The organism is Alistipes sp. Marseille-P5061 (genome assembly GCF_900290115.1).
In the GTDB taxonomy this organism is placed as follows: domain Bacteria; phylum Bacteroidota; class Bacteroidia; order Bacteroidales; family Rikenellaceae; genus Alistipes; species Alistipes excrementigallinarum.
The window spans coordinates 112,515-130,492 of record NZ_LT985748.1 but is presented as its reverse complement, the minus strand read 5'-3'; the positions used below and the strand labels follow the sequence as shown (position 1 = coordinate 130,492).

Annotated in this window: 12 protein-coding genes and 1 tRNA gene; 6 read left to right on the top strand and 7 right to left on the bottom strand. The window is 62.8% G+C overall.

All coding sequences use genetic code 11. The features are described 5' to 3' along the window. Nucleotides 1-40 precede the first annotated feature (40 nt). A complete protein-coding gene (locus C8267_RS00530) occupies nt 41-3,055 on the bottom strand; it encodes a golvesin C-terminal-like domain-containing protein (protein WP_234025639.1) in 3,015 nt (1,004 codons plus the stop codon). Continuing rightward, complete coding sequence (locus C8267_RS00525; RefSeq protein ID WP_106633277.1) at nt 3,052-4,509, bottom strand: sodium:solute symporter; 1,458 nt, start codon at nt 4,507-4,509, stop codon at nt 3,052-3,054. Before C8267_RS00525 ends, C8267_RS00530 begins: the two co-directional genes overlap by 4 nt. Nucleotides 4,510-4,739: 230 nt before the next feature. Here C8267_RS00525 and C8267_RS00520 point away from each other — a divergent pair, with 230 nt between their 5' ends. Beyond that, a complete protein-coding gene (locus tag C8267_RS00520) occupies nt 4,740-6,593 on the top strand; it encodes a biotin/lipoyl-containing protein (RefSeq protein WP_106633276.1) in 1,854 nt (617 codons plus the stop codon). Between the two features lie 335 nt (nt 6,594-6,928). Here the strand turns inward: C8267_RS00520 and C8267_RS00515 are convergent, their stop codons facing one another. Further along, nucleotides 6,929-7,417 (bottom strand): PaaI family thioesterase, encoded by a 489-nt coding sequence (locus C8267_RS00515; protein ID WP_087360582.1) that lies wholly within the window; start codon nt 7,415-7,417, stop codon nt 6,929-6,931. A 264-nt stretch (nt 7,418-7,681) separates the two neighbouring features. Between C8267_RS00515 and mscL the strand changes: the two genes are divergently transcribed. Continuing rightward, the gene (gene mscL / locus C8267_RS00510) at nt 7,682-8,125 is read left to right on the top strand and encodes a large-conductance mechanosensitive channel protein MscL (RefSeq protein WP_087360585.1); all 444 of its coding nucleotides are present in this window, start codon (nt 7,682-7,684) and stop codon (nt 8,123-8,125) included. A 245-nt stretch (nt 8,126-8,370) separates the two neighbouring features. Here the strand turns inward: mscL and C8267_RS00505 are convergent, their stop codons facing one another. Next, nucleotides 8,371-9,054: a potassium channel family protein gene (locus C8267_RS00505; protein WP_106633275.1), complete on the bottom strand. Its 684-nt coding sequence runs from the start codon at nt 9,052-9,054 to the stop codon at nt 8,371-8,373. Between the two features lie 177 nt (nt 9,055-9,231). Here C8267_RS00505 and C8267_RS00500 point away from each other — a divergent pair. The 4 genes from C8267_RS00500 (at nt 9,232) to C8267_RS00480 (ending at nt 11,865) form a co-directional block, all read left to right on the top strand. After that, nucleotides 9,232-9,308: transfer RNA gene (locus C8267_RS00500), tRNA-Met, on the top strand. Between the two features lie 406 nt (nt 9,309-9,714). Further along, nucleotides 9,715-10,221 (top strand): hypothetical protein, encoded by a 507-nt coding sequence (locus C8267_RS10800; RefSeq protein ID WP_158699647.1) that lies wholly within the window; start codon nt 9,715-9,717, stop codon nt 10,219-10,221. An 8-nt stretch (nt 10,222-10,229) separates the two neighbouring features. Further along, nucleotides 10,230-11,186, top strand: coding sequence for a metallophosphoesterase family protein (locus tag C8267_RS00485; protein ID WP_106633273.1), 957 nt, complete (start codon nt 10,230-10,232; stop codon nt 11,184-11,186). Beyond that, the gene (locus C8267_RS00480; RefSeq protein WP_106633272.1) at nt 11,161-11,865 is read left to right on the top strand and encodes a hypothetical protein; all 705 of its coding nucleotides are present in this window, start codon (nt 11,161-11,163) and stop codon (nt 11,863-11,865) included. Before C8267_RS00485 ends, C8267_RS00480 begins: the two co-directional genes overlap by 26 nt. A gap of 127 nt (nt 11,866-11,992) precedes the next feature. Here the strand turns inward: C8267_RS00480 and C8267_RS00475 are convergent, their stop codons facing one another. The 3 genes from C8267_RS00475 to C8267_RS00465 all read right to left on the bottom strand — a co-directional run bounded on the left by C8267_RS00475 (nt 11,993) and on the right by C8267_RS00465 (nt 17,037). Continuing rightward, nucleotides 11,993-13,570 (bottom strand): Ig-like domain-containing protein, encoded by a 1,578-nt coding sequence (locus C8267_RS00475; RefSeq protein WP_106633271.1) that lies wholly within the window; start codon nt 13,568-13,570, stop codon nt 11,993-11,995. Nucleotides 13,571-13,616: 46 nt separating this feature from the next. Further along, nucleotides 13,617-15,203: an Ig-like domain-containing protein gene (locus tag C8267_RS00470; protein WP_106633270.1), complete on the bottom strand. Its 1,587-nt coding sequence runs from the start codon at nt 15,201-15,203 to the stop codon at nt 13,617-13,619. A 148-nt stretch (nt 15,204-15,351) separates the two neighbouring features. Then, the gene (locus C8267_RS00465; protein ID WP_106633269.1) at nt 15,352-17,037 is read right to left on the bottom strand and encodes a helix-turn-helix transcriptional regulator; all 1,686 of its coding nucleotides are present in this window, start codon (nt 17,035-17,037) and stop codon (nt 15,352-15,354) included. Nucleotides 17,038-17,978 lie beyond the last annotated feature (941 nt).

Genomic DNA, 17,978 nt, shown 5'->3' with positions numbered 1-17,978 from the left:
TTGTTTTTATAGTTTTTACACAATATGTTGCATCGTTTATCTACTCCGCAGCTTCATCCCTGCGTCCCTGCGTCAGAAAGCGCAGCACGTCGCCCATCAGCCGCTCGCGCTGCTCCTCCGAACGAATCGTCTCGAAGGGGAATCCCGCCACGAAGGTGCGCCGGCTGCCGTCGTTGGCCACGGCGGCCGTACGGCCCGAATCGCCGTAGCGCATCACGGCAAACGACCGCTCTCCCACGGGTCGCAGGGCATCGGCGGTCTCGACGCCGTAGCAGCTGCGCGACGGGCGGGTGCGGAACTCATACTCCCCGCGCGAAAAGAGCGTGGGGGCCACGACGCGTACATCGCCCCGACGGGCGGTCTGCTCCTGCTCCAGTGCGCAGTGGAGCACCTCGCGCACGAAGGCCCGCTCCGTCTCGCCGGCTTCGGGTCCCGTCGTAAGGTCCGAGGCGACGTAGCTGCCCGAGACGAAGAGGCTGCCGCCGCACTCGAGGTAATCGGCCAAAACACGCTGCATGTCAGTCGTGAAGGTCTTGAACGTATAACCGACCGTACCCCGGCCAAGCAGCGTCGAGCGCTGCTTGCCCAGAATCAGGTCGACCGCGTCGCAGGCCTCCGGGTCGATGCCGCTCCGCTCGACCGCGGCGGCCGAGGCCGAGCAGAAGGAGTAACCCGCGCGGGCAATCGCACGCCCGTGCATGCTGGCATAGTCGAACGTATTGCCGGCCACGACCTCCGCCTCGCCGTCGCTGCGGCAGGCGCCGAGGGCCTTCGTCTCGTCGCTGTTGCGCGCCTCGGCCAGGTCGTAGACATACTGCTCGCCGACGAACGAGCTCTCCTGCAGGTAGGGAACCCCCGCGTCGAGGCGGGGATAGAATCCGGCGGTCGAGTCGCTGCGCATGCTCAGCGGCGCGCTCACGCGGTCGAAGCCGTTCACCACCAGCACCCGCCCCCGCTCCTCCGAGGCGCGGCAGGCGGCCAGCGTCTCGCTCGGGAAGCTTTCGCCGCCGTCGTTGAGCGCCGTGATGCGGTAGCTGTAGAGCACGTCGGGCTCCTGCTCCGTCACGAAGCGGGGCTCGGCCGTGTAGCGGCCGTTGTCGAAGCCTTCGTCGCCGCGGCGCGTGTAGACCATGTAGCCCGAAGGTGCGGCCGTCGGCTCGAGCGAATCGACGGTCGGGAGCCACGAGAGCTCGACTTGGTCCCCGTCGCCCAGCCGCACGGCGAACGACGAGACGGGGAGCGGCTGCACGACGTACGGCCGTCCGTACTGCGCCGCAACGTGCTTGAGGATACCCTTATAGACGGCCCGGCTCACGAGGAACTTGAAGCGCGGGTCGTTGCCGTAGCGCATGTCGGCGAAGTTCTGGTGGGAGAGCAGTTCGAGCAGCATGGTCGGCACGTTGGGCACCCGTGCTTCGTAGTAGGAGCGGTTCCACAGCCCGCGGCGGCGCCACTCGGGTTCGCACGTGCGGCGGATGTCGCCGACCACCTGCGTCATCACCAGGTCGGTCAAATCGCGCGAGCGGTAGCGGTCGGCGCCCCCCTCGAAGCGGCCGTTCTTGTCGCGCGTGAAGAAGATTCCGAGCGTGCCAATCGTCTCGTCGCCGTCGCGCACCCCCGAGTCGGAGTGGAACGCCAGCGCCAGGTCGAGCGGAATGCCCAGTCCGGCCGAGTCACGCAGCCGCTCGGAGCCCCCCATGAGGGCATTGACCCACAGTGCGCGCGACATGAAGTCGTCCTTGTAGTCGTCGCGGTCGCCCTTGGGCGTATAGACCGACTCGTCGAAGCCGGCCCACTGCAGCCAGTAGCGCGCCCCCTCGCAGAAGCGGGGCATGCCGCTCGTCTCGGCGCGGTAGAGACCACCCGGACGGGCCAGCGTATCGGCCGCCGCGCGGGCGACGTTGCCGTAGCCGCCGCCGATTTTCACGGCATCGGCCGAGACGATGCCTCCGGCGCGCCGCGAACGGTTCGAAAGCACGACGGCCTCCTGCTCACCCGCATCGAAAAGGAAGCGCCCGAGGTAGACCCACGTCCCGCCCCCCATCGTCTGGTTGACGGCAAAGCGGCTCTCGCCGCCCAGGTGGCGGACCGTATAGAGGGCGTCGTCGACGCTCCCCGGCGTCGAGTCGTAGCTCACGTAGAGGGCATACTCCCCGCGTTCGGGGATGTCGACCCGCCACACGGCGCGGCTCTCGGCCCCGGTCGTGATGCTCCGCACGTGGCGCGTCGTGCCCTGCAGGAAGGGGTTCTCGCCCGTCAGGTAGACCTGCTGGCGGTGTGCAAAGCCCACATCGCCTCCCGACCATCCGGCGTCGCCGTTCTCCTCGCGGTAGCTCTCGGCGGCGTCGTTGTCGGCCAGCACCTCGTGGCTCTGCCAGTCCCGCTCGCGGGGCAGCAGGACGCACGCCCCCGCATTTTCGAGCATGGGGACCAGGAAGGGCAGCACGTAGCTCTGCGTATAGAGGTCCTCGCACGTCTGCCAGAAGCGGGCCCGCTGCCAGCGCCAGCGCCCCTCGCGCTGGTCGAAGTAGCGGCCGTGGCTCTGCCAGAGGGCGATGTGACGTCCGGCGAGCCCCGCCGAGGGGGTTCTGCGGTCGAGCGGCGAGACGAGCGGCCGCGCCGAAGGGTTGACGAAGGGGACCACACGGTCGCGCCGGCGCCGGGGCTGCACGGTGCGGCAGGCCAGCGGGATGAGCTCCTCGATGAGCCGCCCGTCGGTATAGAGTTCGATGCGCGCCTTGCGGAAGGATGCGGGGAGCAGCGCGCGCACCGAGTCGTAGATGGCCTGCACGTTCTCCTCGCGGAAGGGATAGTACGACAACCCCACCGAGGCGTAGAGCTGCACGCGGCTGCGCGACGACTTGACGCGCTGAATCCGCACCCAGCTGCCGGCCACCTCGCGCCCCGTGATGCGGGTCAGCGCGCTGCCGATTTGCCGGCGCGTCGCGGCGCCGATTTCGGCCGCCCGGGCCGGGGCCGCCGGGGCCGCTCCCGTCAGGAGCGCCAGCGCCAGCAGCGCCATGCACATATAATGTCTGTATGCGTGTCGTTTCATGACTGTATCCGTTTTTTGCGCCCCAGGAGCCACATGCCGCCCATCGTGAGCAGGGCGTTGTAGAGCAGCAGCTCGAATCCGATGCGATAGCCGAAGAGCTCCCCGGCGGCATACTGCAGCAGGGCGCTCAGCAGCGGTGCGGCGACGGCCACCAGCGGCAGCCAACGGCCGTCGATGCGGCGGCGGGTGCAGATGCCGAAGAGGAACATCCCCAGAATCGGGCCGTAGGTATAGCCCGCCACCTTGAAGAAGAGGTTGATGACGCTGTCGTTGCCGAAGCGGCCGAACAGCAGCACGAGCAGCGTCAGGCCGAGGGCCATGAGCGCATGCACGCGTCGGCGCGTCCGCGTCAGCTGCGCCTCGTCGCAGCGGCGCGTGGCGTCGAGCAGGTCGACCGTGAAGGAGGTGGTGAGCGCCGTGAGGGAGGAACCGGCCGACGAGTAGGTGCTCGCCATCATCCCCAGCACGAAGAGCAGCCCGACGTAGAGGGGCAGGCCGCCGTTGACGGCCACCTGCGAGAAGACCTGGTCGCTCTTCGGGGGGAGCGGCATGCCGACCCGCGCCATGTAGAGGTAGAGCAGCGCGCCGAGCGTCAGGAAGAGGAGGATGACGGCAATCTGGCAGAGGGCCGTCAGCACGATGTTCTTCTGCGCGTCGCGCGGCGTGCGGCAGCTCAGGTTGCGCTGCATCATCTCCTGGTCGAGCCCCGTCATGGCGACCAGCAGCACGATGCCCGCCACGAACATCTTCCAGAAGTAGCGCTCCGACGAGGGGTCGTCGAAGAAGAAGATGCGCGCGTATTCCGACGCGGCCACCTCGCGCAGCGCCTCGCCCGTCGTGAGCCCCAGTCCGCGCACCAGCGCCAGAATCGTCAGCACGAGGCTCGCCACCAGGCAGAGCGTCTTGAAGGCGTCGGTCCAGATGAGCGACTTCACGCCGCCGCGCCGCGTGTAGAGCCAGACGAAGAGCACCGTCACCACGGCATTCGCCGCAAAGGGGAGCCCCACGCGGTCGAAGACCAGCAGCTGCATCACGGCGCAGACGATGTAGAGGCGCAGCGCCGCGCCGAGCATCTTCGAGAGGAAGAAGAACCACGCCCCGGTCCGCTGCGCGGTGACGCCGAAGCGATGGTCGAGGTACTGGTAGAGCGAGATGACCCGCATGCGGTAGAAGAGCGGGACAAGGAGGAAGGCGACGACGAGCTGCCCCACCGTGAAGCCCAGCACCATCTGCATGTAGGAGAAGGAGTCGGCCGCCACCGACCCCGGCACCGAGAGGTAGGTCACGCCCGACATGGCGGCCGTAATCATCGAGAGGGCGGTTACGAACCACGACGAGCGGCGGTTGCCCGTGAAGAAGCCTGCGTTGTCGGCATGACGCCCCGAGAGCCATGCGATGAGGAAGAGCAGGGCGATGTAGGCGAGCACTACGGCTGTGACGGCTGCGGGCGACATGTTTCCGGGTTTTAGGCGGGCCGCCGAACCCCCTCTTCCGTGCGGATGGAACCCGCCGGACGGAGCTTCGCGACACGCGACGCCGGCAAAGATACGAAAATCTCACGGGAAGGAGGAAGAATATTTTTCGATTTTCCGGCCAAAATTGTTGTAAATTAAAATTCTTTTCTATCTTTGTTATTCGAATAACAATAGCAAACGACACCAAAGAACCTAATTTTAATAGCATCATGGCAAGAAATCTTAAAATCAGAGACCTCACGTTGCGCGACGGGCAGCAGTCCTCGTTCGCCACGCGAATGAACCAGGCCCAAATCGACCGCTGTCTTCCCTACTACAAGGATGCGAACTTCTATGCGATGGAGGTTTGGGGCGGCGCCGTACCCGACTCGGTGATGCGCTATCTGAACGAGAACCCCTGGACCCGTCTCGAAACCATCCACAAGGCCGTAGGCAACGTCTCGAAGCTGACGGCTCTCTCGCGCGGCCGCAACCTCTTCGGCTACTCGCCCTACACGGATGAAATCATCGACGGTTTCTGCCGCAACGCCATCGAGAGCGGACTGGGTATCATGCGTATCTTCGACGCGCTGAACGACGTGGACAACGTCAAGTCGACGGTCAAGTACGTGAAACAGTACGGCGGCATCGCCGACTGCGCCGTCTGCTACACGGTCGACCCGAAATATCCCGAGCTGGGTTTCTTCGCCAAGCTGATGGGCAAGAAGAACCCGAAGCCCGTCTTCACGGATGAATACTTCCTGGACAAGGCCAAGCAGATGGCCGCTCTGGGAGCCGACATGATTACCATCAAGGACATGTCGGGCCTCATCCCGCCGCGCCGCGTGGCCACGCTGGTGCGCCTCTTCAAGCAGCATCTGTCGATTCCCGTCGACTTCCACACCCACTGCACCCCGGGCTACGGTCTGGCATCGGTTCTGGCAGCCATCGTTGCCGGCGTCGACATCGTCGACACCAACTGCTGGTACTTCGCCGGCGGTACGGGCGCTCCGGCCATCGAGCTGGTCTACGTCTTCTGCAAGAAGCTGGGCATCGACCTGGGCGTGAACATGGAGGCCGTGGCCAAAATCAACACCCAGCTGCGTGAAATCCGCAAGGAGCTCAACATGTCGGTATTCGGTGTCGAGAAGCCCGAGCCCAAGGCGTTCAACCCGCTGACGGATACGATTCCCGCCGAAATCGACGCCCTGTTCGACCGCGCCATCAAGGCCGCCCAGGCCGACGACGAGGAGGGCACCATCGACGCCTGCCGCAAGATTGAGGCCTACTACGGCTTCCCCGCACCCAACGAACTGGTCCAGAAGGCCGAGATTCCGGGTGGCATGTACTCCAACATGGTGGCCCAGCTCAAGCAGCTCAAGGCCGAGGAGATTCTGCCGCGCGCCATGGAGCTCATCCCGTCGGTGCGTCTGGCCGCAGGTCTGCCGCCTCTGGTAACCCCCACCTCGCAGATTGTCGGTGCACAGGCCGTGAACTGCGCCCTCGACGAGAAGGCCGGCCGTCCGATGTACACCAACAAGTCGTCGCAGTTCGTCGGTCTGGTCAAGGGCGAATACGGCAAGACGCCCGTCAAGATTGACCCCGAGTTCCGCTTCAAGATTTGCGGCGTACGCGAGGAGACTCCCTACGATACGTCGAAGTATCAGATGCAGCCCAACCCCGTACTGCCCGAGGCAGGCGGCGTGAAGCTGGCGGCCAACGAGAAGGAGGTGCTGCTGCTCGAGCTCTTCCCGCTGGTGGCCAAGAACTTCCTCACCGAGCAGAAGAAGAAGGCCTACGCCGCTTCGAAACCCGCCGAGCCGAAGGTCGAGGAGAAGAAGGCCGAGGAGAAGAAGGCTGCCGCCATCACGGGTCACACGGTCAACGCTCCGCTGCCGGGCCGCGTCATCGACTTCAAGGTGAAGGTCGGCGACGAGGTGAAGGCCGGACAGGAGGTTGCCGTGCTCGAGGCGATGAAGATGGAGAACTCCATCACGTCGGATGTCAGCGGCAAGGTCAAGCAGGTGCTGGCCCAGGTCGGCGAGAATGTTCCGACCGACGCTCCGCTGCTCGAAATCGAGTAATCACGCATCACTCCCCACGGCGGAGGAGCCCGCTCCCCCACCGCTGAAAGGAAAAACCCCTGCAGTTGATGTTCGACTGCAGGGGTTTTCGTGTTCGGTGCTCCGAGAGGAGGCAGGCTTCGGCACCGCCGGGAAGGTTGATGCAAACATCTCCGGGTCGGGCGGAGCAAGAGTGCACCTCGGGCCGGCGGAAGAAGGCAAGAACGGCAGAGCAAAAGCGCGCTCCGGACCGGACGAGGCAGGACCGGCGGAGCAAAAGCGTGCCCCGGGCCGACAGATTCGGACTGCGCCGCGCCCCTCCGGGCTGTTCCATGCGGCGGACCAACCGCAGGGCGTCAGCGCGGCAGCGTCTCCTCGTCGCAGACGCCGCACTCGCAGAAGTGGAACTCCTCGCGGGCCCGCTCCTTCGGGAAGAGGAAGTAGACGCAGGTGGCCTCGGTGCAGAGTTCGCCCCGCTGGTCGAAGATTCGGACGCCGATTTCGACCAGATTGCGCCGCTGCTGCCGCACGACGGCCCGCAGCGTGATGCGCTCGTCGGTGGTGTGGATGGGACGGTGGTAGCGCACCTCCATCTTCGTCGTCACGCCGCTGGTCTGGTACTTGCGGAAGACGACCCAGCTGCTGATTTCATCGGCCAGCGTCGCCTGGATGCCGCCGTGCAGCGTATCGACCCACCCCTGAAATTCGGGGCGCGGATGCCATACGCTCACAATCTCGTCACCGTCCTCGTAAAACTCCATCCGCAGACCGCGTTCGCTGTGGGGGTCGCAGCCGAAGCAGCGATACCCCTCCATCCCGCTCCAGGGATTGGTAATCTTCTTCATATCGAATCTCTTTTTTGCTGTCCGTTTTCACACTCGGGCAAACTTTTGCACCCGCAGCCTCCGGCCGCGAAGGTTGTCCCGAAGGTCGGGGGTGCACCCCGCCCATCCGACAAAATTACGCAAATAGCCGGAGAAAACCAACCCCGGGGCGGGCGGCCGTTCTGCCGTCCGGCGCCAAAACAGGTCGGAAGGTTGGATATGCGCCCGATTTTTCGTACCTTCATACGGCCGTAAAGCGGACACAACACAAAAACGCACAAGAGCATGAAATTTTTACAGGAATTCAAGGAGTTCGCCCTCAAGGGCAACATGGTGGACATGGCCGTCGGCGTCATCATCGGCGGCGCATTCGGCAAAATCGTCTCGTCGCTGGTCAACGACATCATCATGCCGCCGATTGGCATGCTGCTCGGCAAGACCGACTTTTCGAACCTGCGCGTCAATCTGAGCGGCCTGCGCGACAGCGTGTCGGGCGCAGCCGCCGGAGCCGAACCCGTCTACTGGAACTACGGCGCCTTCATCCAGCAGTGCATCGACTTCGCCATTCTGGCCTTCTGCGTCTTTCTGATGGTCAAGCTGATGAACCGTCTGATGCGACGCAAGGCTGCGGCTCCCGCCCCGGCGACGCCTCCCGCACCGACGAAGGAGGAGTTGCTGCTCACCGAAATCCGCGACCTGCTGCGCGAGCAGCAGAAGCAGGGCCGCTAACCGCCACCCCGGGAAGACGGAACCGCCGGGAAGAACGGCGTCGTACAAGGGCCGCGGCAGAGAGGCTGGACCGACAAACGCACACACCGCACCACCCCGTTACGGGATGTCATGCCGTGTGTGCGTTTTATCTTGCCGCACAGGCCCGGCCACAAAAAGGCAGCGCAGTCGGACCGCAGAGCCACTCTGCACCTGCTCCGCACCCACCCTGCGCCCGCTCCGCCACCGCGGCCGCTCGCCGAGCGTCAGGAGTCGGACTCCCGCTTGCGGGGGGCGTACTCCTGCAGGATGTAGCTCGTAAATATCGGGAACATCATCATTCCGAGCGACGGCAGCAGCACGGTGACCACCTTGCCGACGGCCGTCACAGCGAAAATCTCGGCCCCGACGGTCGTCACATTCATCCAGGCCCACCACAACGCGTCGCCGAAGCCGTCCAGCTTTGGATTGACGCCGATTTCATAGTCGTAGAAGATCAGCGCCGAGAGGTAGGTGAAGACCAGCACGGTGAAGAGGTAGGAGACGAAGAGCTGGCGGATGCGCCCCGTCACGAGCCAGTGCGCCACGATGCCCAGCACGCCGAAGGCCCGGATGAGGGGCATCAGCCCGAGCAGCATCGCCCAGTAGCGCGGCAGCTGCGCGTGGCTCCAGACGGCGATGTTCAGATAGGGAATCGAGATGAGCAGAAAGAACAGGTTGCGCAGCAGGAAGAGCCCCTTGCGGCCGGCCAGACGCCAGCGGATGAAGAAGTCACAGAGGAAGAGCAGGCAGACAACCAGCTGCACGGCCAGATAACCGCGCGAGAAGGCCTGATGGTGCCCGGCGAGGATTTCCCACGAAATGGCCACCAGCAGGACCAGCCCGGCCAGCACCTTGAGCTCGGAGAGGCGCCGCATGAGTCTGTTTTCCGAAAGTTCAGAACGTTCCATCGATTGAAAAGTGTTTGGGGTGGAGCGTGCAAATCCGCTGCCAGAGGGGTCCGGACGGAGGTTCGGACTCTTTTTTTGCACTTTTTTTTGGTAGTTCGGAAAATTGTACTACCTTTGCACTCGCTTTGAAACCCCAACCGACAGCGGTTCACCGCCCGAGGATTGAGACGAAGCCATGGCGGGATAGCTCAGCTGGTTAGAGCGCATGATTCATAATCATGAGGTCGAGAGTTCAAGTCTCTCTCCCGCTACCAGAAAATCAAGGAGTTACGATGATTCGTAGCTCCTTTTTTCTTTTCCCGGCAGACAATTTGCACACCGGACCGGCGATTTCCGCCACCTCCCCGCATCGGCGGAGCCACGGGCTACCCCACCCCGAAGCCGACCCTACACGCACGCATCCCCGCGCATCCACTCAGCCATACCCGCGCAAACATCCGGGAAACCCCGTCCTGATACTGTTCCCACACGGCATGCCCTTTTGCCCGCTCCGGCCTGATACGCTCCCGCTCCAGCCAGAGCCTCCCGACCAACACAATCCTCCCCACTCAACCCGCCCTACCTGCGCTGCCCCGTTTCGTCCTCCCGGAATAAAGATACCGACCATTAGAACAGGAGCGCTGAATCAAGCACCTCTTTTCCCCTCTTCATGAGGACAAAATGGAGAAAATACGAACACATTGCACGAAATCCCGGAAACAGGATTTCCCGACAAATGATGAATTTTGTCCATGGAATCCGGATGGAGCAGAACGGCTCGGGAACGACGCGAAACGGCGCGGAGAAAACGACGCAAAACGGCGCGGAGAAAACGACGCAAAACGGCGCGAAGAAAACGACGCAAAACGGCGCGAAGAAAACGACGCAAAACGGCGCGAAAAAAACGACGCAAAACGGCGCGAAAAAAACGACGCAAAACGGCGCGAAGAAAACGACGCGAAACGGCGCGAAGAAAACGACGCAAAACGGCGCGAAGAAAACGACGCAAAACGGCGCGAAGGAAACGACGCAAAACGGCGCGAAGAAAACGACGCAAAACGGCGCGAAGGAAACATCGCCCAAAGGTGCGGAGGAAATGGTGCGAAGGAAGCGATGCAACGGTGCGGAACGGTGCGACTGCCCGATTACCGTCCCCTTCCGGCGGATTCTGGAACGAACACCCAATGAAAAGGCCCATGACACCCACTCCTCTCTGCGGAACGGACTCCGGACGTCGCTCGCCCGGCGGCTCCGCCTCGCCGTGCGCGCCGTCGGCTGCCGCGGGATGCCCCATCCGCCGGCGCAGCCACCCGGCACCCAAGGGGTGGACCCGCAAAGGAGCCTCCGCATGTCTTACCCTCTCCCGCCTTCTCCTCGCATGCCTTGCCCTCACGGCGGCATCGTGCCAGGTTAACTACCACCCCTACGACACCCGCGTCGAGGGCGAATGCGACATCAACGCGAAAAACATCGCCCGCATCGAGGCCGCAACGGCCGGCCGGGATGCCATCCGCTTCGCCGTCATCTCCGACACGCAGCGCTGGTACGACGAGACGGAAGACGCCGTGCAGGCGCTCAACAACCGCGACGACATCGACTTCGTGCTCCACGCGGGAGACATGTCGGATTTCGGGATGAAGGTCGAGTTCGAACGTCAGCGCGACATACTCAACCGCCTCCGGGTGCCGTACGTCGTTCTGCTCGGCAACCACGACTGTCTGGCCACGGGCGAAGAGATTTTCCAAAAGGTCTTCGGAGCCTTCAACTTCGCCTTCACGGCCGGTGACATACGATTCATCTGCCTCAATACCAACGCCCTGGAGTTCGACCTGCGGGAACCGGCTCCCAACTTCGAATTTCTCGAATCGGAGCTGGCGGATTTTCCGGCCGAAGCCACGCGGACCATCGTCACCATGCATGCGCGCCCCTATACGGAGCAGTTCGACAACAACGTGGCCCGGGTCTTCCAGTTCGTCATCAGGGAGTTTCCCCGACTGCTCTGCTGCATCAACGGCCACGGACACAGCTACAACGTCACGGAGCTCTTCGACGACGGGGTGCTCTACTACGAATGCGACAACATACACAAACGGAGCTACCTGCTCTTTACGGTAAACAGCGAGGGATATGAGTGCACGCGCGTCGAGTTTTAGGAGGCTTCTTCTGCTGCTTACCGGGATGCTGTGGGTCTCGGCCGTATCGGCGCAGATGCAGGCGCAGACACAGGCGCAAGCGGAGCCGTCGCCGGAGGGACGCACTCCGCTCCGGCTCGATTTCAGGGAGCATCGTGGCTACCGCTCCTGGAAGCGGCTGCTGCCGACCCACGTCAAGGTCCAGTATGCCGGCGGCATGGGGGTCGTCTCCGCAGGCTACGGCTGGGACTACGGCCGCAAATGCCGCTGGGAGACCGACCTGATGATTGGCCTGCTGCCGGGAGCCTATGCCGACAAGACGCACACCACCTTTACACTCCGTCAGAACTACATCCCGTGGAGCATCCGCTGCTGCGAACGGCTCGCCATCGAACCCTTCACCTGCGGACTCTACATGACGCTCATCTCGGGCGAAAAGTTCTGGATTCACGAACCGGACCGCTATCCGGGCGACCAGTACTACAGCTTCACCTCGCGGCTGCGGCTGCATCTCTACGCCGGGCAGCGCGTCACCTGGTATCTGAAGGGGGACTCCCTGCTGCGCAACATCACGCTCTACTACGAACTCTCGGCCAACGACCTGGATATCATCGCGAAATGCGGCAACCGGACGCTGCATCTCTCCGACATCGTATACTTTTCCTTCGGAATCAAGTTCCAGCTGTTGGGCGACCTCTGACACCGAAGCCGGCTTCAGCAGAGGGAGCAACCCCGCGCGAACAGACAAAAAAGGGGGTCGGACCTCCCCCTCATTTGGTCCGACCCCTCTCAACGACAGAATCTGCTCTGCCGCTTCTCATTTGGAATTAGAATGCCAGGATGGCACGCGTACGATAGATGGGATACGACTCGTACTTGTAGCAACGGGGCATCTGCCCGTTGGTGGTGGTCATCGAGATGGCCATCGAAGGGAAGTCATCCGCTGCAATGACCTCGGTGCTGGTCCAGTAGAGCATGAAGCCTACCGGAATGGCCGTGCCGATGGTCTGGGCACCCGGAATCAGCGCGATGCTCTCGTTCACCGTCTTGAGGTTCCGGACCGAAGCGCCCGAATCGCGGATATCCCAGATGTTGCCGTTGTATTCGCCCGTGGCGAGCAGCGACATCTCCTTGGCCGAGCCGAGGTACCAGTCGCTCGATGCCTCGGGAGCGGCGACCGTCTCGCGGTAGTTGTCCACAAACTCGACTACACCGACGGGCCATTCACTGTTCTCGGCCGCAGCGTTGAAGGCCTCGATGGCCTTGGTGTTGTTGTAACCCATCGGGATATTGAGGTTATCCTCCAGGCCGAAGTCCGTTATGGGCGTTTCGTAGTCGGTCACATTGGCATCGACCCATTCGCCAATCGTCTTGCCGTAGGCCTCCGACTGGCTCTGCCATGCGAGCTCCTCGGTCGACTCCTGAAGTGCGACGACCAGTCCGTGCGTGCAGTCGGGGTGTTCGCGGGCCAGGGCCGGGTCGCTCTGGGTCACGTCGCCCACATAGAATACGACGCCGATTGCCGTCTTGCCCGAGTCGTAGGTTGCCGACCATGAGCCGTCCGAATAGTAGAAGTGACCCACGGCCAGCGGCAGCGCATTGACCGTCACACGACACTCGGCCGTGCAGTTGCCGGCACGTGCGGTGATGACCGCCTCACCCGGACGCTTGCCGTAGACGGCACCCGTGCCGCTGACGGTGGCAATCCGCTCGTCGGACGACGACCAGGTGATGCTCTTGTTGTCGGCCGATGCCGGCAGTACCGTAGCCGACAGCGTATGCGTCTCGCCCTCGTCAATCTCGATGCTGGTCTCGTTGAGTGTCACCGACTCGACGGGCGTACCTACGACCGAAATCATGGCAGTACCCGTAACACCACCGGCCTCGGCCATGACAATCACCGTACCCGTTGCGACGCCCGTTACCACGCCGTCATCGCTCACCGTGGCGATGTCCTCGTTGGTCGACAGCCACGTCACCGGAGCGTCGATTTCGGCGGGCGTCACCTCGGCCTCGAGGCTGAGCGTCTGGCCGATGAGCACCTCACCCGTCGACGGGGTCACGGTCACCTTGTCGACGGCCTCCGTCACCGTCACCCGACATTCGTCCCTCTTGCCCTGGCACGACACCGACACGACGGTCTGACCGGGAGCTACCGCGAGAACGACACCGTTTTCGCTCACACTTGCGATTTCGGGATTGGCGGATGCCCACTCGAACATCAGCCCTTCACTCGTTCCGGGAGAGACGACAGCCGTCAGGGTCTGCTCTTTACCGACCGAAAGGTTGAGTTCATGCGTATTGAGGGTTACGGACTGGAGCGAGGAGTCCGAGTCCGACTCCTGGCATCCGCACATCACCAAACCGCTCAAAGCGGCAAGGAACAAAGCAGAAAATCTTTTCATGGTACTTTTGGGTTTTTGGGGTTCGCAACTGTATGAATCGTTCAAATCAGAAGGCAAGGATGGGACGCAGCTTGAGCGCCTCGGTCTTCGGGCTGGCCGAAGCCTGTGCCGTGGAGGTCAGCACCTGGTAGAAGTTGTCGGCATCGACCTCGGACGAAGTCTGGTAGACGCCCGGGATGATGGAGAAGATGCCCTGAATCAGCGTGCCGCCGACGGTCTCCAGCACCGTGTTCACCGCCCTGCGGTTGTCGTCCGAGGAGGCCTCCTCGAAGTTGCCGTCGACCTTGCCCGAGATGAGCAGCGACATTTCGCGTACCGACGGGATGTACCATCCGCTGGTGGAGGAGGGTGCGGCATTCGAGGCGCTGAAGGTCTCCAGTCCGTCGACCGACTCTACGGGCCATGCGCTGTTCTCGGCCGCTGCGTTGAAGGCCTTGAGGGCCATCGTGTTATTGTATCCCATCAGGTTGCCGGCATTGGCTGCGGTGCCGCTGGTGAGAATGGGCTCGTAGTCGGGTGCGTTGGCCTCAATCCACGACGAGACGGTCTTGCCGTACTGGGCGGCCTGCGACTGCCAAGTGATGGTCACCTCGCTCAGCGAGACGGCCAGGCCGTGCGTGCAGTCACCGTGGTCGCGGGCCAGAGCCGCGTCGGTGGCCGTTGCATCGCCGGCATGGAATACGATGCCGACAACGGTTTTGTCCTCCTGGAGCTCCGTCGACCAGGTGCCATCGGAGTAGAAGTAGTCACCCACGTTGACCGACGAGGTCGAAGGGGGCGTCTCGGAGGCCGTCACGACGACCTTGCACTCGGCCGTGCAGGCGCCGGCCGTTGCGCGGACGGTGGTATTGCCCGCCTTGAGGGCCTTCACCATACCGGTCTGGTCGACCGTAGCCACCGTCTCGTCGAGGCTCGTCCAGGTGACACCCTTGTTGGTGGCATCGTCGGGCTTGACCGTTGCGATGAGCACCGAGTAGCCGCCCTCCTCGAGTTCGAGCTCCGTCTGGTTGAGCGTGATGCTCTCGACGGCCACTTCGGTCACCACGACGACGCACTCGTCGGAGTATTCGCCCGCCGTGACGGTCACGGTCGCCTCACCGGCGGCCAGCGCCTCGATTGAACCCGTGTCGCTGACCTTGACAATCTGGTCGTCGGAGGACTCCCACGTCAATTCGTATACGGCATCCTCAGGCTCGACGATGGCCTCCAGCTTGTAGGTCTCGCCCACTTTCAAATCGAGGTTGTGGGTATTGAGCGTGACCGACTCGACATCGACGATGCCGTCATCGACCGTTACCCGGCAGCTTGCCGAGACATTGCCCGAGCTGACCGTGACGACAGCCTCGCCGTAAGCCAGCGCCGTGACGGTGCCCTCCTCGACCGAGACCGTCTCGGGGTCGCTCGAGCTCCAGGTCAGCACGACGTTTTCAATACCCTCGGGAAGCAGCGTGACTTCGAACGTATACCGGTCGCCGACATCGAGCGTTACAGCCTCCTTGTCGAGGATTATCTCTTCCAGTGTAGGTTTCGGTGTGACCTTGTCGGTGTTTTCATCATCGGAACACCCGGCAAACAGGACTACCGCGACAGTCCAGAATACCAACATCCGAACTGCAAATAATGCATGTTTCATAGTAGTGACCGTTCGTTAAGGATTAATAAAAGGATTCGGGGAAGAGGCGCCCGCCGAGTGGGGAAAACCTCTTCCTCAAAAGTAGAGAGAACGGTCCAAGAATGAAAATTTAACTGTAGATAGTTCTACAATTTTACAAATTATCGGATTATTTGTCCGATTTGTAGCCTCTGACCTCCTTGCGGTAGATGCTTGGAGTGCATCCGGTCTCCCGCTGGAAGGCCTTCGAGAAGACCGTGACCGAGTTGTAGCCGATGTCGTCGGCCAGCTGTTTGAAGAGCATGTCGCTGCCCCGGTCGGCGATGAGGCGCGTCGCCTCGGCGATGCGGAAGGTGTCGAGGTAGCGGTTGAACGACATGCCGGCAAAGGTGTTGATGGCGCGCGAGCAGTAGGTCCGGTTGGATTCGGTCATGTCGGCCAGCACCTCCAGCGTGAGGTTCTTCATGCGGTAAATCCGGTCGACGCGCATGAGGTGTTCAATCTTGCCGAAGAGCTCGCGGTCCGTATCGCTGTGTTCGTCGCCACCGGCGCTGGTGTTGCAGTTCGACTTGAGCTCCAGCAGCGAGAGGTACTCCTGATGCTTCTTGACCAGTTTGCCGTACATCTTGCGCTGGCGGTAGTAGAGCAGCCCGAGCAGGAACGAGAAGCCCGTCACGCCGATGGAGAGCGAGAGCAGCAGCAACAGACGCTGCCGGTTCTTGCGCTGCTCCAGCTCGCGGGCCAGCATCATGCGCTCGACCTCCGAGGCCTCGCGCTGCTCGATGAGCTCGCGGAACTCCCGCTCGCGCAGATTCGACGTGGTGTCGGAGTAGGTCTTGTACATGCGCGAATAGCGGGCGGCATCCATGTAGTTCCCCATCTCGTAGGAGAGGTCGGCCATCTGGCCGAGCAGGCTCTTGCGGTACTCCATGTTGCCGGTCGAGTCCGAAATCTCGAGCCCCCGCCGGTACATGCCGGCCGCCGCCGTGCGCTCGCCGCGTCCGAGCAGGTAGTCGCCGTAGGTGAGGTAGACCTGCGAGGCGGTGCCGGGGTCGGTGTAGCGGATGAAGTCGAGGGCCCGGTCGTAGAACTTCGAGGCGTCGGCCCCGTCGCCGCGCGACTGGCTTATCCAGGCGAACATGGCATAGATGAACGGCATCTGCGAATGGGCCCCGCCCTGCTGCGCATAGCGGTCGGCTTGGGTCAGGTAACGCTCCGCAGCGTCGTAATCGTGCTTCACGTAGTACATCTGCGCCATGACGATGCAGGCCGCGCACTTGGCATAGAGGCTGACCCCCTCCTGCGTGGTGGCCAGGGAGTAGGCCTCGCGGGCATACTCATAGCCCTTGTCGCTGTTCTGCACGTAGAAGATGTTGACGATGTTCGAAAGCAGCGCGATGCGGTCGCTTGTATTCTCGCGGCCGTCGGCCCACTCCAGCCCCTCGATGTAGTTGTTGAGCGCCTTCGAGTAGTCGAGGCTCGAACGGAGGAGGTAGCTGCCGAGCACGTTGCTGCGCATGATGTGCAGCCCCGACGAGAGGGGGAAATCCTTCAGCGGCTCGATGAGGTCGACGTAGCGGCGCACCGAGTCCATGTCGCCCATGAAGAGGTACGACTGCGCCATGTTGAGCCCCGTGTAGACCATCATCAGCGTATCGTGCCGCCGGGCGGCGTCACCGTAGGCCGGGCGGGCGACGAGAATCACCGAGTCGTGCTGTCCGGCGAAGCTGTAGCGCTGCAGCGTGCGGGCCAGCGTTTCGCGGGCCAGCTTCGTGGCGGCATCGACCTCATCGGTCGTGCCGGGCTTCGCATGCGAGCAGGCCGCAAGCGAGCAGAGTAGCAGCAACAGGACCACTGCATGGTGCGCATATGTGACGACAGACCGTTTCATGAGGCGTCAAGGGGAAGGAGGAAGGGAGGGTGCAATGGAACCGGGCACGGGAGCGTTCGAAGGGTTCACGGTGCATCCAATGGCGTAAAGATAGGAAAAAATATGGTTGCGGCAATGCATTTTCGTCTCCGATGCGGCATCTTCACCATCCGCACCCGGCACTCCGACCGGTGTCGGCACGGATTTGCCGCACGCCCGACGGTCGTATCGGGGCTGCCCCGCGACACTTAGTATTAAAAGACGCCCCGCTTCACCGCACCCGCCCTCATCCTCCCCGTACGGGAGCATCCTCCGACTCCCGGCACGGGCACACCCGAGGAATATTTTCATCCGCCGGAGGGGAATTGCACCCCGAAGGGGTCAAATAAGGACAAATCGAACACTTCGTCAAACCTTCGGGAATAAGAACTTCGCCGGCAAATGATGAATTTTGCCGATGAAAAGCAGACTGTGCAAACAGCGACGCGCTACCCCCGACCAAGCGTCCTGCCCAAGACTCGCCCCCAAGTCCGAGCCTTCCGCAACAACCGCATAGCCAGAGAGGAAACAGCCATCAGAACGATGTCTGTCCGAGGCCTCTTTCCATACGCCGCACCGATGGTCCGAAACGACATCGGCTGCGGAGTGCTGTGACACGTCCGCCGTGGATGGAGGTGCCGCGCCGTGATGCGGCCGCCGGGGAGTGGAGAGCGCCAAGCACCGCAGGCAACCGGAAGAAGATTGCGAGAAGACCGGGCAACCGAAAGGGGCCCGCGGAGCGACCGGGTGAAGAACGCGGGAAGGCCGCAAAAGCTGCGGGGAAGCAGCGGAAAGCCGCAGCAGCCGGGGCAAAACCGGGCTACGGCGAACAACCGGGCGAAGCCCGCAAACGGGTGCGCGAGCCGCGGAAAAGCAGGAAAGCAACG